Source organism: Photorhabdus noenieputensis, from assembly GCF_018448935.1.
Classification (GTDB): domain Bacteria; phylum Pseudomonadota; class Gammaproteobacteria; order Enterobacterales; family Enterobacteriaceae; genus Photorhabdus; species Photorhabdus noenieputensis.
Map to the genome: position 1 here is coordinate 23993 of NZ_RCWC01000024.1, position 23342 is coordinate 47334.

29 protein-coding genes are annotated in these 23342 nt (G+C 37.4%); 11 read left to right on the top strand and 18 right to left on the bottom strand.

All coding sequences use genetic code 11. The features are described from left to right. Positions 1–101: 101 nt before the first annotated feature. On the bottom strand, positions 102–1106 hold the full coding sequence (pspF, locus tag EAE91_RS15355) for a phage shock protein operon transcriptional activator (protein ID WP_214089265.1): 1005 nt from the start codon (positions 1104–1106) through the stop codon (positions 102–104). A gap of 183 nt (positions 1107–1289) precedes the next feature. Between pspF and pspA the strand changes: the two genes are divergently transcribed. The 6 genes from pspA to tyrR all read left to right on the top strand — a co-directional run bounded on the left by pspA (position 1290) and on the right by tyrR (position 6941). After that, on the top strand, positions 1290–1964 hold the full coding sequence (pspA, locus tag EAE91_RS15360) for a phage shock protein PspA (RefSeq protein WP_214089266.1): 675 nt from the start codon (positions 1290–1292) through the stop codon (positions 1962–1964). Positions 1965–2000: 36 nt separating this feature from the next. After that, positions 2001–2219, top strand: coding sequence for an envelope stress response membrane protein PspB (gene pspB, locus EAE91_RS15365; RefSeq protein ID WP_011146806.1), 219 nt, complete (start codon positions 2001–2003; stop codon positions 2217–2219). Continuing rightward, positions 2219–2572, top strand: a complete 354-nt coding sequence (pspC, locus tag EAE91_RS15370) for an envelope stress response membrane protein PspC (protein ID WP_214089267.1) — start codon at positions 2219–2221, stop codon at positions 2570–2572. Before pspB ends, pspC begins: the two co-directional genes overlap by 1 nt. A 69-nt stretch (positions 2573–2641) precedes the next feature. After that, positions 2642–4039 carry a YcjX family GTP-binding protein gene (locus EAE91_RS15375; RefSeq protein WP_214089268.1) on the top strand — a complete coding sequence of 466 codons (1398 nt, stop codon included), beginning with the start codon at positions 2642–2644 and terminating at the stop codon, positions 4037–4039. Next, complete coding sequence (locus EAE91_RS15380) at positions 4036–5100, top strand: YcjF family protein (protein ID WP_214089269.1); 1065 nt, start codon at positions 4036–4038, stop codon at positions 5098–5100. The genes EAE91_RS15375 and EAE91_RS15380 overlap by 4 nt, the downstream gene beginning before the upstream one ends. 257 nt (positions 5101–5357) lie before the next feature. Further along, the gene (tyrR, locus tag EAE91_RS15385) at positions 5358–6941 is read left to right on the top strand and encodes a transcriptional regulator TyrR (protein ID WP_214089270.1); all 1584 of its coding nucleotides are present in this window, start codon (positions 5358–5360) and stop codon (positions 6939–6941) included. 167 nt (positions 6942–7108) lie between these two features. Here tyrR and tpx read toward each other — a convergent pair whose 3' ends face one another. Continuing rightward, entirely contained in the window at positions 7109–7612 is a 504-nt protein-coding gene (gene tpx / locus EAE91_RS15390; RefSeq protein ID WP_214089271.1) for a thiol peroxidase, read from the bottom strand. Between the two features lie 173 nt (positions 7613–7785). On the opposite strand from tpx, the gene EAE91_RS15395 reads away from it, so the two are divergent. Continuing rightward, complete coding sequence (locus EAE91_RS15395; RefSeq protein ID WP_214089272.1) at positions 7786–9408, top strand: peptide ABC transporter substrate-binding protein; 1623 nt, start codon at positions 7786–7788, stop codon at positions 9406–9408. A 14-nt stretch (positions 9409–9422) separates the two neighbouring features. Next, positions 9423–10406 carry a zinc transporter ZntB gene (gene zntB / locus EAE91_RS15400; protein ID WP_214089273.1) on the top strand — a complete coding sequence of 328 codons (984 nt, stop codon included), beginning with the start codon at positions 9423–9425 and terminating at the stop codon, positions 10404–10406. A gap of 620 nt (positions 10407–11026) precedes the next feature. On the opposite strand, the gene ttcA is transcribed toward zntB, so the two are convergent. After that, positions 11027–11956 (bottom strand): tRNA 2-thiocytidine(32) synthetase TtcA, encoded by a 930-nt coding sequence (gene ttcA / locus EAE91_RS15405; RefSeq protein ID WP_214054499.1) that lies wholly within the window; start codon positions 11954–11956, stop codon positions 11027–11029. A gap of 123 nt (positions 11957–12079) precedes the next feature. Here ttcA and EAE91_RS15410 point away from each other — a divergent pair, with 123 nt between their 5' ends. Next, positions 12080–12220 carry a hypothetical protein gene (locus EAE91_RS15410; protein ID WP_214089274.1) on the top strand — a complete coding sequence of 47 codons (141 nt, stop codon included), beginning with the start codon at positions 12080–12082 and terminating at the stop codon, positions 12218–12220. On the opposite strand, the gene EAE91_RS15415 is transcribed toward EAE91_RS15410, so the two are convergent. The 8 genes from EAE91_RS15415 to EAE91_RS15450 form a co-directional block, all read right to left on the bottom strand. Beyond that, a complete protein-coding gene (locus EAE91_RS15415; RefSeq protein ID WP_214089275.1) occupies positions 12209–12625 on the bottom strand; it encodes a hypothetical protein in 417 nt (138 codons plus the stop codon). The two genes, EAE91_RS15410 and EAE91_RS15415, sit on opposite strands and share 12 nt — an antisense overlap. Before the next feature lie 29 nt (positions 12626–12654). Then, the gene (locus EAE91_RS15420) at positions 12655–13059 is read right to left on the bottom strand and encodes a hypothetical protein (RefSeq protein WP_244868870.1); all 405 of its coding nucleotides are present in this window, start codon (positions 13057–13059) and stop codon (positions 12655–12657) included. A gap of 218 nt (positions 13060–13277) precedes the next feature. Then, on the bottom strand, positions 13278–13685 hold the full coding sequence (locus EAE91_RS15425; RefSeq protein ID WP_214089277.1) for a hypothetical protein: 408 nt from the start codon (positions 13683–13685) through the stop codon (positions 13278–13280). 29 nt (positions 13686–13714) lie between these two features. Continuing rightward, positions 13715–14122 carry a hypothetical protein gene (locus tag EAE91_RS15430; protein WP_214089278.1) on the bottom strand — a complete coding sequence of 136 codons (408 nt, stop codon included), beginning with the start codon at positions 14120–14122 and terminating at the stop codon, positions 13715–13717. A 29-nt stretch (positions 14123–14151) separates the two neighbouring features. Further along, positions 14152–14559 carry a hypothetical protein gene (locus EAE91_RS15435; RefSeq protein WP_214054474.1) on the bottom strand — a complete coding sequence of 136 codons (408 nt, stop codon included), beginning with the start codon at positions 14557–14559 and terminating at the stop codon, positions 14152–14154. 539 nt (positions 14560–15098) lie between these two features. Continuing rightward, positions 15099–15515, bottom strand: coding sequence for a hypothetical protein (locus tag EAE91_RS15440; protein ID WP_214089279.1), 417 nt, complete (start codon positions 15513–15515; stop codon positions 15099–15101). A gap of 29 nt (positions 15516–15544) precedes the next feature. Then, a complete protein-coding gene (locus EAE91_RS15445; protein ID WP_065391538.1) occupies positions 15545–15952 on the bottom strand; it encodes a hypothetical protein in 408 nt (135 codons plus the stop codon). A gap of 1 nt (position 15953) precedes the next feature. Next, positions 15954–16955 (bottom strand): hypothetical protein, encoded by a 1002-nt coding sequence (locus EAE91_RS15450; RefSeq protein WP_214089280.1) that lies wholly within the window; start codon positions 16953–16955, stop codon positions 15954–15956. Between the two features lie 425 nt (positions 16956–17380). On the opposite strand from EAE91_RS15450, the gene EAE91_RS15455 reads away from it, so the two are divergent. Then, positions 17381–17860 (top strand): Hcp family type VI secretion system effector, encoded by a 480-nt coding sequence (locus EAE91_RS15455; protein ID WP_011146791.1) that lies wholly within the window; start codon positions 17381–17383, stop codon positions 17858–17860. A gap of 124 nt (positions 17861–17984) precedes the next feature. Here the strand turns inward: EAE91_RS15455 and EAE91_RS15460 are convergent, their stop codons facing one another. From EAE91_RS15460 to EAE91_RS15490, 7 genes are all read right to left on the bottom strand, one after another. Further along, on the bottom strand, positions 17985–18302 hold the full coding sequence (locus tag EAE91_RS15460) for a hypothetical protein (protein ID WP_214089281.1): 318 nt from the start codon (positions 18300–18302) through the stop codon (positions 17985–17987). Positions 18303–18594: 292 nt separating this feature from the next. Further along, a complete protein-coding gene (locus tag EAE91_RS15465) occupies positions 18595–19002 on the bottom strand; it encodes a hypothetical protein (protein WP_214089282.1) in 408 nt (135 codons plus the stop codon). Positions 19003–19550: 548 nt separating this feature from the next. Next, the gene (locus EAE91_RS15470; RefSeq protein ID WP_214089283.1) at positions 19551–19955 is read right to left on the bottom strand and encodes a hypothetical protein; all 405 of its coding nucleotides are present in this window, start codon (positions 19953–19955) and stop codon (positions 19551–19553) included. 312 nt (positions 19956–20267) lie between these two features. Then, a complete protein-coding gene (locus tag EAE91_RS15475) occupies positions 20268–20687 on the bottom strand; it encodes a hypothetical protein (protein WP_214089284.1) in 420 nt (139 codons plus the stop codon). A gap of 29 nt (positions 20688–20716) precedes the next feature. Beyond that, positions 20717–21025: a hypothetical protein gene (locus EAE91_RS15480; RefSeq protein WP_244868871.1), complete on the bottom strand. Its 309-nt coding sequence runs from the start codon at positions 21023–21025 to the stop codon at positions 20717–20719. A gap of 101 nt (positions 21026–21126) precedes the next feature. Further along, positions 21127–21654, bottom strand: coding sequence for a hypothetical protein (locus tag EAE91_RS15485; protein WP_214089286.1), 528 nt, complete (start codon positions 21652–21654; stop codon positions 21127–21129). Then, positions 21647–22135: a hypothetical protein gene (locus EAE91_RS15490; RefSeq protein WP_214089287.1), complete on the bottom strand. Its 489-nt coding sequence runs from the start codon at positions 22133–22135 to the stop codon at positions 21647–21649. Before EAE91_RS15490 ends, EAE91_RS15485 begins: the two co-directional genes overlap by 8 nt. A 425-nt stretch (positions 22136–22560) precedes the next feature. Here EAE91_RS15490 and EAE91_RS15495 point away from each other — a divergent pair, with 425 nt between their 5' ends. Continuing rightward, on the top strand, positions 22561–23040 hold the full coding sequence (locus EAE91_RS15495) for an Hcp family type VI secretion system effector (RefSeq protein WP_011146791.1): 480 nt from the start codon (positions 22561–22563) through the stop codon (positions 23038–23040). The last annotated feature ends 302 nt before the right edge of the window (positions 23041–23342 follow it).

Consider the following 23342-nt stretch of genomic DNA (forward strand, 5'->3'; position numbering starts at 1 on the left):
ACAGTTTCTATATCCCAAGAAGGGCACGACATTGCTCACATTGCTTCCAGTGTTTTTTTAGCCAGCTCGGGTGCTGGCTTTTTTTTTATCTGTCATTCGGATCACTTATCGCCGACGTTGATATCATGTTTCTTCATTAAGCCTCGTAATTGATAATAGGTCAGCCGTAGTTTCTCCGCCGCTTTTCTTTGGCTAAATTTGCTCTCTTTTAGTGATAACTCTATTAATTGTCGTTCGCTGTCATGTTGCCACTGTTTCAAATTAACAGGCAGTGACGGCAGAGGTTGAGAAGATAAATCATTACTATCATCAACATTGGCTATAAAATGCGGTGTGGAGGCGAATGGGTTAATAATAATATTATCAAGTTGATCTGAATTCTCGCCGTGACGATAAACTGATCGTTCCACGACATTTTTCAGTTCACGGATATTTCCGGGCCAAGTGTAATTCTGTAACTGCTGTTTTGCCTGGTCAGTGAAACCGGGAAATAGCGGCAAATCAAGTTCGCGGCACATCTGAATAGCAAAGTGTTGTGCTAGCAACATGATATCTTGTTGTCGTTGGCGCAATGGAGGGATTTTGACCACATCAAAAGCCAGTCTATCGAGCAAATCAGCGCGGAATTGCCCCTTAGCTGCCATTGCGGGCAGATCATCATTGGTTGCGCATATGAGTCGAACATCGACCTGTAATGGTTGACTGCCGCCAACGCGTTCAAGATGCCCATATTCAATGACGCGCAATAGTTTTTCCTGAACTTGCATTGGTGCGGTTGCCAGTTCATCAAGAAATAACGTTCCCCCATCGGCACGTTCAAATCTGCCTTGATGCTTTTTTTGCGCGCCAGTAAATGCGCCAGCCTCATGACCAAATAATTCTGAATCCAATAAATTTTCATTCAAAGCCGCGCAGTTTAGGGAGATAAATGGCCCTTGCCAGCGGGGGGATAAATAATGCAAACGGCGGGCAATCAGCTCCTTGCCGGTTCCGCGTTCCCCAATAACAATAGCGGGTTTGTTTAATTTTGCGAGTGTGGATACCTGTTCCAGGATCTCGATAAAGCTGTTTGCTTCACCTAATAGATTTTCTGTGGCGTCATTCATGGTTATTTTCACCAATAATTGGTTATTTTAACCATTTTGTTCCCCTGTGATAAAAAGTCAAATAAAAAATTCTCTTTGTATTTCATGAGAATAGAACAAATAAAAAGTTGGCACGATTCTTGATAAATTATAGGAGTGACATGAATAGTATTAACTAACCTTAACCAAAGAGGATAATTTATTATGGGTATTTTCTCTCGTTTTGCTGATATCGTGAATGCCAATATCTCTTCATTACTGGATAAAGCGGAAGATCCGCAGAAAATGATTCGCCTGATGATTCAGGAAATGGAAGATACTTTAGTTGAAATTCGCTCAACTTCCGCCCGTGCTCTGGCAGAGAAAAAGCAGTTGTCTCGCCGCATTACCGCAGGTGAACAACAAATGCACGATTGGCAGGAAAAAGCGGAACTGGCGTTGAATAAAGAGAGAGAAGATTTGGCGCGGGCAGCTTTGATCGAAAAACAGAAAGTGGCTGCTTTAGTGGATACATTAAAACATGAATTAACCATCCTGGAAGAGACGCTTGAGCGTATGAAAGGGGAGGTTGTTGAGCTTGAAAATAAGCTGAGTGAAACCCGAGCAAGACAACAAACGTTGACCTTGCGTCATCAGGCGGCGGCCTCTTCCCGACAAGTTCGTCATCAGTTAGACAGTGGTAAAATTGATCAGGCAATGGCTCGCTTCGAGCAATTTGAGCGCCGTATCGATCATATGGAAGCGGAAGCAGAAGCCGTGGGTATGGGAAAACAAAAATCGCTGGATCAACAGTTTGCTGAATTAAAAGCAGACGATGAAATCAGTGCGCAGTTAGCGGCAATGAAGGTTAAAATAAATGCCAATAAAGAACAACATTAAGTGTTGGCGCACTCAACTAACCATTAAGGAAAAGTGATGGGCTCTATATTTCTTGGCATTCCACTGACTATCTTTGTACTTTTTGTGTTACCTATCTGGTTGTGGTTGCATTATAACAGCCGGAATTCCAATCAAAGCCAGTTGGATCAGAATGAAATTCAGCGTCTGGCAGAGCGTGTACAACATATGCAGGCACGAATCAAAACATTGGAAGATATTCTGGATGCAGAACATCCTGATTGGAGGCAATCATAATGTCGAATAGTAACCGTCGGAAACTGTATCGAATACCCGAAAAGGGCAAAATTAAAGGTGTTTGTGCCGGGTTGGCCTATTATTTTGATGTGCCGGTGCGCTTGATTCGTGTCATCGCGGTATTGTCACTCTTTTTTGGCCTGTTTGGTTTTGTGGTTGTCGCTTATATTGTAATGGTTTTCGTCCTTGACCCGGCACCGCCGGGTTATACTCAAGAGGACCATTTTTCAACACAAAACTTGCTGAATGAAATCGATTATCAATTGAAATCGGGAGAGATTCGTCTGCGTCAAATGGAACGTTATGTTACCTCAGAAACGTTCAGCGTTCGCAGTCGTTTCAGGCAGCTTTGATAATAATGCAGGAAAAGTTAAATGATGTAACTGGTATTGCCTGATCGTAATATTTAACACAGGATAGACATGAAACGGCTACAAAATGAATTAACTGCGCTAGTTAATCGTGGGATGGATCGCCATTTACGGCTAGCTGTAACAGGATTAAGTCGTAGTGGTAAAACAGCATTTATCACATCTTTGGTTAATCAGTTACTTAACCTCCATAGCGGCACTCGGTTGCCGCTATTTTCCGCTGTACGTGACGGTCGCTTGTTGGGTGTAAAACGGGTTCCTCAACGCGATTTAGGCGTTCCTCGTTTTACTTATGACGAAGGGTTGACCGCACTTTACGGCACACCACCTGCCTGGCCGACGCCGACACGGGGTGTCAGTGAAATCCGTCTGGCACTTCGTTACCGTTCTGAGGATTCTCTGCTGCGTCATTTTAAAGAAACCGCCACATTATATCTGGAAATTGTGGATTATCCCGGTGAATGGTTGTTAGATCTACCGATGTTGGCACAAAGCTATTCAACATGGTCACACCAGATGAATAGCTTATTGCAGGGACAAAGAGCTGAATGGGCAAAGCCTTGGCTGAAACTTTGTGAACAGTGCGATCCACTGGCACCCGCAGATGAGAATCTATTGGCTGCTATTGCTCAGACCTATACGGAATATTTGGTTAAATGCAAAGAGCAAGGGTTGCATTTTATTCAGCCGGGGAGATTTGTTCTGCCCGGTGATATGATGGGCGCTCCGGCTTTACAATTTTTTCCGTGGCCGGATATCAACCACATCACTGAGTCACAATTTGCTCAGGCAGATCAACACACCAATATCGGTATGTTGCGTCAGCGCTTTGAATATTACTGCCAGTCGGTTGTGAAAGGGTTTTATAAGGCACATTTTCTACGTTTTGATCGGCAGATTGTGCTGATAGATTGTTTACAGCCATTGAACAGTGGACCACAAGCATTTAATGATATGCGTTTGGCGTTGACACAATTAATGCAAAGTTTTCATTATGGTAAACGAACTCTCTTCCGCCGTCTGTTTTCCCCTTGCATTGATAAATTAATGTTTGCCGCCAGTAAGGCGGATCATGTTACCGCGGATCAACATGCTAATTTGGTTTCTTTACTGCAACAATTGGTTCAGGAAGCCAGACAAAATGCGGCTTTTGAAGGTATCAGCATGGATTGTGTTGGCCTGGCATCAATACGGGCGACAGAAAGTGGCATGATTGAACATAACGGTGAAAAGATTCCGGCGTTGAAGGGATATCGACTTACAGATGGTAAATCACTGACATTTTTTCCCGGTGAGGTGCCGCGGCGTTTACCTGATGATAATTTCTGGCAAAAACAGGGTTTCTCTTTCGAAGAGTTTGGCCCTTACCCGGTAGATACTGATACACCATTGCCTCATATTCGGTTAGATACCGTGCTGGAATTTTTAGTGGGAGATAAAGTGAGATGACGGAGCGATTGAAGCCAAGAATTGACTTTGAAGAACCCTTATCAGAGCCACAAGAGCCGGTTTTAAAACCCGCTCAGATTTTCGATGAAAAAGATATGGCCAATTTCTATCCTGTATCGCCAGAGCTTGAGACGGAAGAGCGCGAAGGTCAGGTAGAAGGGATAGTTAATACAGCACTGAAACCCAAACGTAGTTGCTGGCGTAAAATGGTATATAGTGCCCTGATTTTATTGGGCGTGAGCGCTGTTGCTCAGTGTGTGCAGTGGATTTATCAATCATGGCAGCAACAGGATTGGAGCGCATTAGGTACCGCGGCGGCAGGGGGCATGATTGTCTTTGCGGGTATAGGGTCTCTTGTCAGTGAGTGGCGTCGTCTTTATCGATTAAGAATGCGGTCTGAGGAGCGCGATACGGCGAAAGCGTTATTACAGCATCATGGTGTGGGTAAAGGGCGAGAATTTTGTGAGAAGTTGGCCAGTCAGGCGGGTATCGAACAGCATAACCCGGCGTTACAGCGCTGGCGGGCCGCTTTACATGATACACATAACGATCGTGAAGTGGTGGTGTTGTACAGTAAATGGGTTCAACCTGTTTTGGATGCTCAAGCCAGCGCTGAAATCAGCCGCTATGCTGCGGAATCGGCATTAATGATAGCTGTTAGCCCGTTGGCGGTTGTCGATATGGCATTTATTGCCTGGCGTAATATCCGGTTAATTAATCGAATTGCCGCTCTATATGGTATTGAACTGGGATATTTCAGTCGTATTCGGCTTTTTCGCCTTGTTCTGCTGAATATTATTTTTTCTGGTGTCTCAGAAATGGTACGGGAAGTTGGTATGGATTGGTTATCGCAGGATATCACTGCGCGTCTTTCTGCCAGAGCCGCCCAAGGGATCGGTGTAGGTTTACTGACCGCTCGGTTGGGTATTAAAGCGATGGAGTTATGCAGGCCATTACCTTGGATAGATGGTGATAAACCTAAATTAGGAGATTTCCGTCGTCAGCTAATCACTCAACTTAAGAATATCCTGCCAAATAAATCTAAGAATATAGTTGATTAAATGATATATGCTTTCATTCTATATGAAGGCACAAAATATCCAGATAACGCTAACGTTTTACGTTATTTTATTAATCTGTTTTATAATCAATTGTAGAACTTGTTTATTTTAGTGAAAGTTTCAAATGCTGTGTTATTTACGACATTGAAAAAACCTGAGTCTGGTCAATTTTTACTGACAGAATGCTTCATATGAATAATCGTAGAGAGTAGTATTTTAAAAAATTATATGTATTAGTGTAAATAAGGTCAAAACAGATGCGCTTAGAAGTTATTTGCCATGATCGAATTGGGCTTACCCGTGAATTGCTCGATCTACTGGTATTAGAAAATATTGATTTAAAAGGGATAGAAATATCCCAAATCGGCCGGATTTACCTTAATTTTTCACCAGTTGATTTCAATGTATTTCGTAAATTGATGGCGGAAATTCGCCGTATTAATGGTGTTATTGATGTTCGTACCGTCTCTTTTATGCCTTCGGAAAGAGAACACAAAGCGATGTGCGCACTGTTGGAGTCCTTGCCTGAGCCTGTTTTTTCAGTTGATCTGAAAGGCAATATTGAGCTTGCTAACTCTGCGGTGTTTAAGCTGTTTGGTGTGAGTGAGGAACAAACTTATCAAAAACCTATTGGGCAGTTTATCAGCGGTTATAACTTCTCACGTTGGTTTGAAAATAAAAATATCCAACAACGTGTGGAAAGGATAACTCTCAAAGGTCTGGACTACCTGATGGATATTACTCCCATCCAACTGATGGATGAAAAGCAGAAAATGCAGTGTGTTGGCACGGTGATTATGCTCAAATCTGCTGCCCGAATCGGGAATCAACTGAAAAAACTGACTGTTAATGATGGGAGTGAGTTTAAGAAAATTATCGCTGTTAGCCCCAAGATGACTCAAGTTATTGAGCAGGCTCGTAAAATGGCGATGCTGGATGCGCCACTGTTGTTGATTGGCGAGACAGGGACGGGCAAAGATATTCTGGCAAAAGCTTGTCATTTGCACAGCTTACGCGGAAAACAACCCTTTTTGGGGTTGAACTGTGCATCGATGCCGGATGATGTAGTAGAAAGTGAGCTGTTTGGTTATGCTGCCGGCGCTTATCCTAATGCGATTGAAGGAAAGAAAGGTTTCTTTGAGCAGGCTAATGGCGGCACAGTTCTACTGGATGAAATTGGTGAAATGTCGCCACAGATGCAAATTAAGCTACTGCGTTTTCTAAATGACGGGACTTTTCGCCGAGTAGGGGAAGAAAACGAAGTCAAAGTGAATGTCAGAGTTATCTGTGCTACACAAAAAAATCTGGTTGAATTAGTGCAGCGGGGGGAATTTCGCGAAGATCTCTATTATCGCCTTAATGTGTTGGCCATTACACTTCCTCCGTTGCGTGATCGTAAAGCGGATATTATGCCGCTGGTGGAGTATTTTATTGAGCGCTTTTCTGAAGAACAAGGGGTACTGAAACCTAAATTGTCTCCTGAGCTTCCTCATTTCCTGACGAGTTACAGTTGGCCCGGTAACGTAAGGCAGTTACAAAATGCCATCTATCGAGCGTTAACTCAGCTCGAAAATATGGAGCTGACGCCGCGGGATATACAACTGCCAGAGTTTGAAACAGAGGTATCTTTTAGTGAAGATGTGTTCAACGGCTCGCTGGATGAAATCAGTAAACGTTTTGAACGTTCAGTGTTGACGCGTCTTTATCGGCACTATCCAAGCACGCGTAAACTGGCTAAACGTCTTGGGGTATCGCATACTGCGATTGCCAATAAATTGAGAGAATATGGTCTGAGTAGCAGGAAACATGCTACTGAATATGAACCAGATGATGACGAATAAATTAATGCCCACCGGAAGTGGGCATTATATATTCCCGCCATCTTTCAAGTTGCCTCTTTGTTGGCTGCACTCGCTCACCCCGGTCACATCGTTATCTATGCTCCCGGGGATTCACTCCCTTGCCGTCGCGATGCATCTTGAAATCCATAGGGTATAAATCACGGGATTTATTTCAGTACGGCCAGTGCGCTATCGTAATCTGGCTCATTAGTGATTTCATCAACCAGTTGGCTATAAATCACATTATCGCTTTCATCAAGCACAACAACTGCACGGGCTGTGAGGCCACTCAGAGGACTGTTGCTGATGGCAACGCCATAATCTTCACTGAAAGTGCCGCCACGCAGAGTAGAGAGCATGACAACATTTGATAACCCTTCCGCGCCACAAAAACGGGATTGAGCAAAAGGCAGATCGGCGGAAATACACAGTACGACGGTATTTTCCAAATCATTCGCTGCCTGATTAAATTTACGCACTGATGCCGCGCAAACACCGGTATCGATACTTGGGAAAATATTCAGCACCTTACGCTTTCCGGCATAGTGGCTAAGAGAGACATCGGAGAGATCTTTGGCTGTCAGAGTAAAATCTTGCGCTTTTTCCCCTGATTTTGGGAACTGGCCGCTTACGGAGATATCATTGCCTTGAAATTTTACTGTTTGTGTCATAGTTTTCTTCCTCTGATAAATGAACCACGATTGCTCAGTGTAGAAGAATATTCGGCTCTTGCCCATCAAAAATAGTACTTGTGAGAGTAAAATTGTCTGATTGTGTCATCTCGACAATGGCTTATAATTTAATATTGGGATATTTATTTTATAACAGGGCAGATTATTACCTTATGCGTTATTTGAATCTGATTTCTTGTGCACTACTTATCAATAGTTCTCTTATCACCGTTTCTGCTTTTGCTGCGGAAGTTCCTGCTGGTACTCAGCTTAATGACAAGCAGGAATTGGTGCGTCATCTAAAAGACGAACCGGCGTCCTTAGACCCGATGAATGCTGTGGGTCTGACAGAAGCGCAAGTTCAGCGTGATCTGTTTGAAGGGTTAGTGAATCAGGATGCGTATGGCAAGGCCATTCCCGGCGTAGCAATAACGTGGAAAACGGTAGACAACAAAACGTGGTTTTTTACCTTGCGTTCTGATGCCCGTTGGTCAAATGGCGAGCCTGTTACTGCGACAGATTTTGTGTATAGTTGGCAGCGGTTGGTCACTCCGGCTAATACATCATCTTTTGCCTGGTTTGCCGCACTTGCAGGTATTGAAAATGCCCAGGAAATTATTGACGGCAAACTGCTACCGGCAAAACTGGGTGTTGAGGCCATTGATAAACACACCCTAAAGGTGACACTAAACCGGCCTGTGCCTTATTTTCCCAACCTGACTGCGAATTTCAGTCTCTACCCGGTAAATAAGAAAATAGTAGAAAAATATGGGAAAGAGTGGATAAAGGTTGGTCATTTGGTGGGGAATGGCGCTTTCGAATTACATGATCGAATTGTTAATGAGAAAATCGTTCTGGCACCAAACCCTTATTATTGGGATCATAAAAAAACCGTCCTGACCAAAGTCACATTTGTACCCATTAATCAGGAATCACACGCGACTAAACGCTATCTGGCGGATGATTTGGATATCACTGAATCCTTCCCGAAAAATATGTATAAAAAATTGCAACATGAATTACCCGGGCAAGTCTATACGCCGGATCAGTTAGGAACCTATTATTACGCTTTTAACACCCAACGGGCACCCACTAATGATGCCAGAGTGCGTAAAGCGCTTTCTATGGCAATTGACCGCAGAGTCATTACGGAAAAAGTCTTGGGGACAGGAGAGAAACCTGCCTGGAATTTTACGCCGGATGTGACGGCGGGTTTCCATCCTGCGCTCAGTGACATGGAACAACATACACAGGCAGAACTGGACCAACAGGCTAAGGTTTTATTACAAGCCGCTGGTTACGGGCCGAACAATCCATTGAAACTTTCTCTGCTCTATAATAATTCCGAAAACCATCAGAAAATTGCGATTGCTATTGCCTCTATGTGGAAGAAAAAACTGGGGGTGCAAGTGAGTTTGATGAATCAGGAATGGAAAACGTATATTGATAGCCGTAACACGGGCGATTTTGATGTTATTCGTGCATCTTGGGTGGGTGATTATAATGAACCTTCTACATTTCTAAGCCTGCTAACTTCAACGCATAGTGGCAATATTGCTAAATTCCATCAGGCAAATTATGACAAATTACTGCAATCTGCTAGTTTGCGAACAGATGATGACTTAAGAAACGATGACTATAACAAAGCGGAGCAAATGATTGCTGAACAGGCACCTATTGCACCGATTTATCAGTACACTAACGGCAGGTTGATAAAACCGTGGTTAAAAGGATACCCGATCACCAATCCAGAAGATGTGGCATATAGTCATACTATGTACATAATTAAGCACTAAGTAAGGAGCTGGATGTGGAAACCATTTATGGCGCATCATTGAAAGAGGCTGATGCAGTCTATGCTTGTCAGTTTGATGGTCAAGGCGGCATGACGCCGATTGATATGAATGGATTAGCCACACCAGCTCAACCTTTCTGGCAACATTTGGATTACCATAATTCCAAGAGTTATCGCTGGATAATGGACACTGATTTGTTGCCGGAAACTGTCAAAAAGGGGCTGGCAGGAGAGAGTATTAGGCCGAAAATAGTGCGTACCGGCGATGGTACGATGATTACTCTGCGAACAATTAATAGCAATAAAAGTGAACGTCCCGATCAACTGGTAACATTTCGTATTTATATTAATTCTCAGATCGTAATTTCCAGTCGTCATCGTAAAGTTCATTCGCTTGAACAGGTAGTGAGTGATTTACAAAATGGTATAGGTGCGAAAACGACCGGGCACTGGTTGGTTGAAATGGTTGATGCAATAACCGATGAAGTGGGTAATTTTATTGAAGATCTTCATGACAACCTTATTGAGCTTGAGAATATGATTCTTGAGCAACGGACACCGGGGCGGGGTGGGTTAGCTTTGCTGCGTAAGCAATTGATTATTCTGCGTCGTTATATGGCACCTCAGAGAGATGTATTTGCCCGGCTTGCGAGTGAAAAATTACTTTGGATGAGTGATGAAGATCGTTACCGAATGCAGGAAATATCTGATCGCCTGGGAAGAGAATTGGATGATTTGGATGGTTGCATTGCTCGCACAGCGATTATTTCAGATGAAATTACATCCATGATGGCGGATGCGATGAACCGTCGTACTTATACTATGTCATTACTTGCAATGATTTTTTTACCAACAACATTCCTGACCGGGTTATTTGGTGTCAACCTTGGCGGTATTCCTGGTAATGAAAACCCTCTAGGTTTTAGTATTTTTTGTTTGCTGTTATTGGGATTGATTATATTTGTTGCTTGGTGGTTAAAGCGAAGTAAATGGCTATGATAATTAAATAGTTATACCCAATGGATTTCAAGATGGATCGCGACGGCAAGGGAGAGAATCCCCGGGAGCATAGGTAACTATGTGACCGGGGTGAGCGAGTGCGGCCAACAAAGAGGCAACTTGAAAGATAACGGGTATATTTGGAGAGATAAAACACGACTGTGGGAAAGTGTTACGAAAATCAGTTCTTAATTTGAGATATATCAATATTCACCAGACGTCATTGAGGCATGATAGCTCTCGCAGGTGAAAACAACGTTAAGCGATGAACGTTGTTCTCCGTAATTGTAGTTTTTCTCACATAAGTCTTTATATACCCAATGGATTTCAAGATGCATCGCGGCGGCAAGGGAACGAATCCCCGGGAGCATAGATAACTATGTGACCGGGGTGAGAGAGTGCAGCCAACAAAGAGGCAACTTGAAAGATGACGGGTATACAGAATAATTGCCCATTCTTGTGCCGATATTATTTTATAATGTCGGCTTTTTTTATTTTTCATTGTTGTTGTAGGAAAATAAATAAAAATCAAGGCGAAAGAGAATAAGAAATTAACGCTCTGAAATATATCCAGAGCGGTGTGATTAAGAGCCTGCTATTGGGATAGGCAGTAAGAATAACTATTTGACTTCAATAACATCCAATCGTTCTGATTGATAATCGGGTTGATCTTCCATATCACTGGCGGGTTGTATTGGTAATTCTTCGCGGTCAAAGGCGAGATCACCACCATCAATCACTTCGCTGCCGTGAGTGATATTTTTGAAATCGAATAGATTAAAATCGCTGAGATGCGATGGAACGACATTTTGTACCGCACGAAACATAGTTTCAATTCTGCCCGGATAACGCTTATCCCATTCCCGTAACATATCCTTGATAACCTGACGTTGCAGGTTGGGTTGTGAACCACAGAGATTACAAGGAATGATCGGGAATGCTTTGGCGGTTGCATAGCGCTCAATATCTTTCTCACGGCAATAAGCGAGAGGGCGAATAACAACATGTTTACCATCATCACTCATCAACTTTGGCGGCATACCTTTTAGTTTGCCGCCATAAAACATATTGAGAAATAGGGTTTGCAAAATATCATCGCGGTGATGGCCTAATGCAATTTTCGTTGCGCCCAACTCAGTGGCTGTGCGATATAAAATGCCACGGCGCAGACGGGAGCAGAGTGAACAAGTTGTTTTACCTTCGGGTATTTTTTCTTTCACTATGCCATAAGTGTTTTCTTCGACAATTTTATATTCGACACCCAGTTCATCCAGATAAGCGGGAAGAATATGCTCAGGAAAACCGGGTTGTTTCTGATCCAGATTAACTGCAACAAGTGAAAAATTAACCGGAGCACTTTTTTGCAGATTTTGCAGGATAGAGAGCAGGGTATAGCTGTCTTTACCACCAGAAAGGCAGACCATAATGCGATCGCCTTCCTCAATCATATTGAAATCAGCGATTGCTTGACCGACATCACGGCGTAAACGCTTCTGTAATTTGTTCAGGTTATATTGTTGTTTCTGATCCACCACGGACACTCTGTAGATAATGTTTAAATGGGATTTAGGCGGTGGAGTATACCATTTTTATGACCTTACACCTTAAAAGAGTTTGTGATAGATTCCGCTTATTTTTACCTGTTAATGCTAATCAATTGATGGTTTTTTCTGTTGTCGAAGATGAAGAGTGCGCATACTCTGGATTCTATTGGTAGCCGGTGTCAGAATGGAGATGAAAATCAGATTGCAGTGCTGCAATTTAATCATGGTCTGACTGTTATTTATATTGATCCTCTTGATTTAGTACAATGAATAATGTTTTTGAATTAAGACTATTATTGTTGCTGTAAAAAATAATGCTCCACCTATATAAGTGGTAATGATACATGTTTTCATCCAATGCGTTAAACTGGAGGGTAGATTTTGAATAAAGTCATAAGATTCTTGGGGCATATACTTACTATCAGGTCTATTTATTCTTATTCTTTTCCCCGTTAATAACTTATAGAAAAATACGGCAGGATGAATCTGACCGTGAATACCCATAAAATGCCCAATGTATGCTCCTGATGATAAACAAAATCCTTTTTCCATATATAAATCAATAATTTTATCCATCTTTTTTTGATTTATTTTGTAAATAACTGCTGATATAATGAAAAAACCAATAAAAGAAAAGCAAGAAATAAGTAAAATAATAAAAGTGACTCTGTTCATATTAAAATCTCATTGAATGTCCAGTATAGTCAAGCGTATTCTCTAAATAGAAATGTTATCATTGTTATGAAGAAGAATACACCACTTATATTAATGGTGATGAAATATATTTTTATCCAATGAGTTAAACTGGAAGGTAAACTTTGAATAAAGTCATAAGATTCTTGATACATATATTTGCTATCCTTTTCATTGATTCTCATTCTTCTTCCAGTGAGTAGCATATAGAAAAATATCGCAACCTGATACTGACCATAAACACCCAAAAAACGGCCCAACTTTACGCCTGCTGATAAATAAAGTCCTTTTCCTATATATGATTCAATAATTTTATCCATTTTACTTTGGTTTATTTTGTAAATAGTTATTGATATAATGAAAAAAAAGAAGAGAAAAATAACGGAAATGATGGTTATTAGGTCTAATATGCTCATAAAAAATGCTCTATAAATATATCCGCGAAAAATCCCATAGTCCTCTCTAATCCATAGCATAGCTAGCTAAGTGTTTTCCTAAAAAAATCTTAATTAAAAATAGCTCATTTTTGCTCGTCCTGACATATATAGTACAGATTCTGTGTATAATTCAATGGTTTTATTGATGTTGCGCTGATTTATCTTGTAAATAGCTATTGATATTAGGTTTAGCACGATTAATAATACTTTTGAATTAAGATTATTATTGTTGATATGAGAAAAAATGCTGTGCCTATATAAGTGGTAATGGTACATATTTTCATCCAATGCGTTAAACTGGAGGGTAGATTTTGAATAAAGTTATAAGATTCTTGGTGCATATATTTACTATCAGGCTGATTTATCTTCATTTTTTTTCCAGTTAACAGCCTGTAGAAGAACAAAACGACGTGAATCTGATCACGCATCCTTCCGAAGCGTTGTATTATTATTCCTGTTGGTAAATAAAGTCCTTCTTCTATATATAATTCAATAATTTGATTCATCTTTTTTTGATTTATTTTGTAAATGGCTATTGATATAATAAGAAAAATGTTAGAAGAGATAAAAGAAATAACTAAGATGATAAAAGTGATTCTATTCATATTAAAATCCCATTGAATATCTAGTATGGTTAAGCGTATTTTTCAAGCAGGTATATTGCCATTGATATAGACAAGGATACAAGGCTTATATTGATAGTGATGAAATATATTTTTATCCAGTGGGTTAAATTGGAGGGTAAATTTTGAATGAAATCATAAGATTCTTGGGGCATATATTTACTACCAGGCTCATTTATTCTTATTCTTTTTCCTGTCAATAACTTATAGAAAAATACGGCAGGATGAATTTGACCACGAATACCCATAGAATGACCAATGTATGCTGCTGATGATAAGCAAAAACCTTTTTCCATATATAAATCAATAATTTTATCCATCTTTTTTTGATTTATTTTGTAAATGGCTATTGATATAATGAGAAAAAGATTGAAAGAGGTATAAGAAATAACCAAGATGATGAAAGTGACTCTGTTCATATTAAAATTCCATTGAGTGTTTAGTATGGTTAAGCGTATTTTTCAAATAAGAACATTGCCATTGATATAAAGAGGAATATCCCACCTATATTGATGGTAATGAAATATATTTTTATCCAGTGGGTCAAATTGGAGGGTAAGTTTTGAATGAAATCATAAGATTCTTGGGGCATATATTTACTATCAGGTCTATTTATCCTCATTCTTTTTCCAGTTAACAACATGTAGAAAAACGTAGCAACCTGAAACTGACCATAAACACCTAGGAAACGACCAATATTTACGCCTGTTGATAAACAAAGTCCTTTTCCTATATATAATTCAATAATTTCATCCATCTTTTTTTGGTTTATTTTATAAATAGCTATTGATACAACTAAGAGAATAATAAATAAAATATAAAAAATAAGCATGATGACAATAGTTGATCTGTTCATGTTAATTTCCTATTGCCTTTATGTATTCGTTAAACACTTATATAACAAGATAAGTATACTACTTAAGATGAATGAGAATATAGCAGTAGAAAATAAATAATAATAGATAATCATTATTGAGGCAAGTTTTTTAGGTATACTCTTTGCGAATTCATATGCTTCTTGCGGTATGGAGTTACCTATAAGAGCACGAGATATTATAGTCTTTTTTCTAGTTATTGTCTGGTAGAAGAAACATGATAGATAATAACTGCCATAAAAGCCAGAAAACGATATTACATATATAATTTGTGGTATGAAAAAACCATTTTGTATATATTCATCTCTGATCTCTGTGAAGGATTTTTTATTTATTCCATAAAGAACGAATAAAGATAATAACAAAAACATACTAACTAAAAATAAAGAAAGCATGATAAAGTTAACTGTGTTAATTAAGATATTCATATTATTCACTTACTATTTTATCGATTAAGAAATCTCCTGCTTTGCTTCCGGCAACTCCACCTACTACACTGCCGACAGCCACACATATCCATTTAGCACAATGAATAATGTTTTGGAATTAAGATTATTATTGTTGGTATGAGAGAAAATGCTGCACCTATATAAGTGGTAATGATACATATTTTCATCCAATGCGTTAAACTGGAGGGTAGACTTTGAATAAAGTTATAAGATTCTTGGTGCATATATTTACTGTCAGGCTGATTTATCTTCATTTTTTTTCCAGTTAACAGCCTGTAGAAGAACAAAACGACGTGAATCTGATCACGCATCCTTCCGAAGCGTTGTATTATTATGCCTGTTGGTAAATAAAGTCCTTCTTCTATATATAATTCAATAATTTTATCCATCTTTTTTTGATTTATTTTGTAAATAGCTGCTGATATAATGAAAAAACCAATAAAAGAAGAGCAAGAAATAAGTAAAATGATAAAAATGACTCTATTCATATTAAAATCCCATTGAATGTCCAGTATAGTTAAAAATATTCTCTAAATAGAAATGTTATCATTATTATGAAGAAGAACATACCACCTATATTAATGGTGATAAAATATATCTTTATCCAGTGGGTTAAATTGGAGGGTAAATTTTGAATGAAATTATAAGATTCTTTAGGCATATATTTACTATCAGGTCTATTTATTCTTATTCTTTTTCCTGTCAATAGTTTATAGAAAAATATGGCAGGATAAATCTGACCACGAATACCCATCAAATGACCCATGTATGCTGCTGTTGATAAGCAAAAACCTTTTTCCATATATAATTCAATAATTTGATTCATCTTTTTTTGATTTATTTTGTAAATGGCTATTGATATAATAAGAAAAATGTTAGAAGAGATAAAAGAAATAACCAAGATGATAAAAGTTATTCTATTCATATTAAAGTCCCATTGAAGATTCAACAATAAGTTCAAAGAGCCATTCTCCACCTTTACTACCGGCATAACCACCAGCAAGACCGCCGCCCATTATGCAAAGTCCGGCAGTTAAGCCATCAGTTACAGCTCCAAGAGCAACACATGCTGTGCCTGCTGCAATTCCGCCGTAATATCCTCCCCAAAAGCCCAGGCTTGTCCGACCAGAAAATTTACTATATTCTTTGATAGCTACTTTTTCACATTGTCCTGTTTGTCCATAATTACAGGCATCAATAACCTGCCCGGTGGTATCGATAAAATCCAGACCAATAGCAACTCGGCCGCCATATTTCATCCATTTAACCATTTTAGCACTGCGGGTGATTATATGACTATATCCCTTTATCGCGCCAATCCCTGCTTTATCCCATTGGTGAGCAATGGCTTTGGTTGATAACTTTAACGCATGTTTTAAATTAGGATGTTGGTCGATTTTCAAAGAGAGTCGGCCAAATTTATTTAATAATCCCTTTAAGTTACCCATAATCAACTGTCTTTCTATATAAAACTCGTGACTGATAAATTTTCGGTTTAGCCCATTTAACCGATATTCTTTTTCATAAAGCTTCTGTAACTTTGACAGATTTTTTTTGATTTGGGAGAAATAAGTGTCACCCATTGATGATGCGGTGCCAACTAAGGTTCCTCCCTGATCCAGTACATAGTGAAATAGGCCAAAATGACGATGCAAAAATGCTGCGGATTCACCAGGCAGAGCTGAAACGGATTGGTTGACTTCATACTGAGATTGTTTCAATAGCTGTATGAGATGTGGGGGATTATAAGAGTCTGGATCTGCCACCAGCAGAATTTGCCCCGGTTTCAGGAATCGGTAATTTGAATTTAATTCCATAAAATAGCGGGCCGCTTCGCTATTTGAATGGCTGAATAACAGACTTGCTTGAAAGCTCAATCCTCCGGGTTGCTGTACAACACAGAAACCGGGTTGTATGTTTCTTTTCATAAATACTCTATTTGTTCCCGTAGTAGCTGCTAACATGCTGGCCCAACGTTAGGCAACATAACTTTTTGATAGCTTCATGGGCATAACTTAATCAGATAATCGGATTATTTTCAACATGTAATAAATGGGTTTTTAATCTCTACAGAGTGAGAATTTATAGGGAGTCGGTGATGTGTAAATTGAATCTGATTTTGTCGGTTGATATTGATTAATTTGCGGTTTTTTCTTTGCTAAAGGATAGTAATAGTGAGCGTAATTTGTTTATATATTTGGTCTGACTACGAGTCTTCAATATTTACATTTATATAAGGTAATTAACAATTTGTTACAATTTTCTTATGAAAATTACAATTATTCTATTGAAATCAAAGGGAAATAACTCAGAATGAGAGGCAGAATATAAGGTAAATTAAGTAGGTGTAGCTATGGCAAATATGATTTATGTGACGATAAAAGGTGAATCTCAGGGGCTTATTTCTCAAGGATGTTCGACTTTAGATTCTATTGGTAATCGGTATCAGCATGGACATGAAAATCAAATTATGGTGTTGCAATTCAATCATGGTTTGACAGTTGCTCAGAATGTTAATTATCAGCCAGTAAACTTCATTAAACTATTAGATAAATCTTCCCCATTGTTAATGATAGCGGCAGCTAATCATGAAAGACTGGAGTTGACATTTGATATTTATCGGACTTCTCAAATAGGTTCACAGGAACTTTTTTATTCCATATTGCTCACCGGGGCAAAGATTTGTGATTTAAATGTTAATTGTCCGCATGTTATTAATGATAATAACGGCCAGCCGGAAGAAGTTATTTCAGTTCAGTATGTTAATATTACTTGTCGGCATCATATGGCGGGAACATCAGGATATTGCATTTGGGATGAGATGGTTTATTGATAAATACAATTTATACGCTTAGTTTTCATTTAATAGCTAAGCGTGTTTTTAAAAGTAACTACATCGCCATTGATATAAAGAAGAATGCCCATACCATATTAATGGTAATGAAATATAATTTTATTTAGTGAATTAATTTGGGAGATAAGCTTTGAATAAGGTTATAAGATTCTTGATACATATATTTGCTATCCTTTTCATTGATTCTCATTCTTCTTCCAGTGAGTAGCATATAGAAAAATATCGCAACCTGATACTGACCATAAACACCCAAAAAACGGCCCAACTTTACGCCTGCTGATAAATAAAGTCCTTTTCCTATATATGATTCAATAATTTTATCCATTTTACTTTGGTTTGTTTTGTAAATAGTTATTGATATAATGAAAAAAAAGAAGAGAAAAATAACGGAAATGATGGTTATTAGGTCTAATATTTTCATAATAAATGCTCTATAAATAGATCTGCGAAAAATCCCATAGTCTTCTCTAATCCATAGCATAGCTAGCTAAGTGTTTTCCTAAAAAAATCTTAATTAAAAATAGCTCATTTTTGCTCGTCCTGACATATATAGTACAGTTTTTGTGTATAATTCAATGATTTTATCTGTTTTTTTATTTATTTTGAAAATGACTATAAATATAATCATAAAAATAGATAATGAAATATGCGAAATAAAAAAATGATGTGTTTTACTCTGCTATTATTAATATTAAATATAAATTTTTAGTCTTTCAGGTGTATTTTAAATATAAAACAAATATCATTCCAATAGAGAAGGATAATATGCTGATAGAGGTGGTTAAAATATAGGGTTTTAACCAGTTTGTCATATTTTTCGGTAATTTCTGGATAAAGTCGTAGGACTCTTTATACATATATTTACTATTCTTTTCATTGATTCTCATTCTTTTTCCAATTAGTAATTGGTAAAAGAACATAGCAACTTGAAATTGACCATAAACACCTAAAAAACGACCTAGCTTTACGCCTGCTGATAAATAAAGTCCTTTTCCTATATATGATTCAATAATTTCATCCATCTTACTCTGATTTATTTTGTAAATAATGATTGACACAACTAAAAAAACAAGAAATAAAAGATAAAGGATAATCATAATGATAAGGGTTAATCTGTTCATGTTAATTTCCTATTGGCTTTATGTATTCGTTAAACATTTGTATAACAAGATAAGTATACTACTTAAGATGAATGAAAATATAGCAGTGGAAAATAAATAATAATAGATAATCATTATTGAGGCAAGTTTTTTAGGTATACTCTTTGTGAACTCATATGCTTCTTGTGGTATAGAATTACCTATAAGAGTACGAGATATTATAGTCTTTCTTCTAGTTATTGCCTGGTAGAAGAAACATGATAGATAATAACTACCATAAAAGCCAGAAAACGATATTACATATATAATTTGTGGTATGAAAAAACCATTTTGTATATATTCGTCTCTGATTTCTTCGAAGGATTTTTTATTTATTCCATAAAAAGCGAATAAAAATAGTAACAAAAACATACTAACTAAAAATAAAGAAAGCATGATAAAGTTAACTGTATTAATTAAGATATTCATATTATTCACTTACTATTTTATCGGTTAAAAAATTTTCTTCTGTGCTTCCGGCAGCTCCACCTACGACACTGCCGACAGTCACACATATCCATTTAGCACGATTAATAATACTTTTGAATTAAGATTATTATTGTTGATATGAGAGCAAATGCCGCACCTATATAAGTGATAATGATACATATTTTCATCCAATGCGTTAAACTGAAGGGTAGATTTTGAATAAAGTAATAAGATTCTTGGTGCATGTATTTACTATCAGGCTGATTTATCTTCATTTTTTTTCCAGTTAACAGCATGTAGAAGAACAAAACGACGTGAATCTGATCACGCATCCTTCCGAAGCGTTGTATTATTATGCCTGTTGGTAAATAAAGTCCTTCTTCTATATATAATTCAATAATTTTATCCATCTTTTTTTGATTTATTTTATAAATGGCTATTGATATAACCAAAAATAAAAGAGATAAGAAAAGACATATTGTCATTATCAAATCTAATATGATCATAGTTAATTTCCTATAAAAAATCTACAGTAAATTCCGCAGTTTTCTCAAATCCATAGTTACCTATAGCCTTCCTGGCTACGTGTTCTTCTAAAAAATTCTTAATTAAAAAACGGTAAGATATATTTATCATATGTAAGAAATACTATTCCAATAGCGAAAGATAATAAACTGATTAAGAGATAATAACAACAAGAGGAATTACTCTGTGTATATTCATATCTAAAAAATACTCAATAGCAGATTTACCCATTACATTTTTCATTTTTATTCTTAATTTGATCTCCGAATTTTAGTGCGTATTTTAAGTTGAATTCAGTTAAAAATATAAGAGTATTTATGACGTAAAGCCGTTACTGTTGATATAAAGAAGGATATAAAACTTATATTAATGGTGATGAAATATATTTTTATCCAGTGGGTCAAATTGGAGGGTAAGTTTTGAATGAAATCATAAGATTCTTGTGGCATATATTTACTACCAGGCTCATTTATCCTTATTCTTTTCCCTGTTAATAACTTATAGAAAAATACGGCAGGATGAATCTGACCATGAATACCCATAGAATGACCAATGTATGCTGCTGATGATAAGCAAAAACCTTTTTCCATATATAAATCAATAATTTTATCCATCTTTTTTTGATTTATTTTGTAAATGGCTATTGATATAATGAGAAAAAGATTGAAAGAGATATAAGAAATAACCAAGATGATAAAAGTAACTCTATTCATATTAAAACCTCATTGAATGTCCAGTATAGTTAAGCGTATTCTATAAATAGAAATGTTATCATTGTTATGAAGAAGAATACACCACTTATATTAATGGTGATGAAATATATCTTTATCCAATGAGTTAAACTGGAAGGTAGGTTTTGAATAAAGTTATAAGATTCTTGATACATATATTTGCTATCCTTTTCATTGATTCTCATTCTTCTTCCAGTGAGTAGCATATAGAAAAATATCGCAACCTGATACTGACCATAAACACCTAAAAAACGGCCCAACTTTACGCCTGCTGATAAATAAAGTCCTTTTCCTATATATGATTCAATAATTTTATCCATTTTACTTTGGTTTATTTTGTAAATAGTTATTGATATAATGAAAAAAAAGAAGAGAAAAATAACGGAAATAACGAAAATGATGGTTATTAGGTCTAATATGTTCATAATAAATGCTCTATAAATAGATCTGCGAAAAATCCCATAGCCTTCTCTAATCCATAACTACTTATAGCACCACCAGCTAAACCACCACCAACCATGTAAAGTCCGGCAACTAAACCTCCTGTTGCAGCTCCAAGAGCAACACATGCTGTACCTGCCGCCATACTGCTATAAGTTCCTCCGATTATCCCACCACCCGTTCTACCAACAAATTTACTATATTCCTTAATTGTCACTTTTTCACATTTTCCTGCTTGCCCATAATTACAGGCATCAATAACCTGCCCGGTGGTATCAACAAAATCCAGACCAATGGCAACCCGGCCACCATATTTCATCCATTTAATCATTTTTTCACTTTGTAAAATTGTTTGACTATATCCCTTTATTGCGCCAATCCCTGCTTTATCCCATTGGTGAGCAATGGCTTTGGTTGATAACTTTAGCGCGTGTTTTAAATTAGGATGTTGGTCGATTTTCAAAGAGAGTCGGCCAACTTTATTTAATAATCTCTTTAAGTTACCCATAATTCAGTTGTCTTTCTACATAAAACTCGGTACTGATAAATTTTCGGTTTAGCCCATTTAACCGATATTCTTTTTGATAAAGCTTCTGTAACTTTGACAGATTTTTTTTGATTTGGGAAAAATAAGTGTCACCCATTGATGATGCGGTACCAACTAAGGTTCCTCCCTGATCCAGTACATAGTGAAACAGGCCAAAATGACGATGCAAAAACTCAGCATATTCATTAGGCAGAGCTGAAACGGATTGGTTGACTTCATACTGAGATTGTTTCAATAGCTGTATGAGATGCGGGGGATTATAAGAGTCTGGATCTGCCACCAGCAGAATTTGTCCCGGTTTCAGGAATCGGTAATTTGAATTTAATTCCATAAAATAGCGGGCCGCTTCGCTATTTGAATGGCTGAATAACAGACTTGCTTGAAAGCTCAATCCTCCGGGTTGCTGTACAACACAGAAACCGGGTTGTATGTTTCTTTTCATAAATACTCTATTTGTTCCCGTAGTAGCTGCTAACATGCTGGCCCAACGTTAGGAAACATAACTTTTTGGTAGCTTCATGGGCATAACTTAATCAGATAATCGGATTATTTTCAACATATAATAAATGGGTTTCTAATCTCTACAGAATGAGAATTTATAGGGAGTAGGTGATGTATAAATTCAATCTGATTTTGTCGGTTGATATTGATTAATTTGCGGTTTTTTCTTTGCTAAAGGATAGCAATAGTGAGCGTAATTTGTTTATATATTTGGTCTGACTACGAGTCTTCAATATTTACATTTATATAAGGTAATTAACAATTTGTTACAATTTTCTTATGAAAATTACAATTATTTTATTGAAATCAAAGGGAAATAACTCAGAATGAGAGGCAGAATATAAGGTAAATTAAGTAGGTATAGCTATGGCAAATATGATTTATGTGACGATAAAAGGTGAATCTCAGGGGCTTATTTCTCAAGGATGTTCGACTTTAGATTCTATTGGTAATCGGTATCAGCATGGACATGAAAATCAAATTATGGTGTTGCAATTCAATCATGGTCTGACAGTTGCTCAAAATGTTAATTATCAGCCGGTAAACTTCATTAAACTATTAGATAAATCTTCCCCATTGTTAATGATAGCGGCAGCTAATCATGAAAGACTGGAGTTGACATTTGATATTTATCGGACTTCTCAAATAGGATCACAGGAACTTTTTTATTCCATCTTGCTCACCGGGGCAAAAATTTGTGATTTAAATGTTAATTGTCCACATGTTATTAATGATAATAACGGCCAGCCGGAGGAAGTTATTTCAGTTCAGTATGTTAATATTACTTGTCGGCATCATATGGCGGGAACATCAGGATATTGCATTTGGGATGAGATGGTTTATTGATAAATACAGTTTATACGCTTAGTTTTCATTTAATAGCTAAGCGTGTTTTTAAAAGTAAGTACTATAATCACCCGCCATGTAAATTCCAGCAGCTAATCCTTCAATTGCCGCTCCAAGAGCAACATATGTTGACTCGACGTTAGGCAACATAACTTCCTTATCGTTTCGTCATCATCATGGTTTAATCAAATGATAAGATTATTTTTAGCTTATAAATGTACACGTTTTTAATTCTACCGCGCTATGCTCTCTTAGAAATCCTAAAGGGGGTCATGCGAATGATTCTGATCTAAATCTCAAAG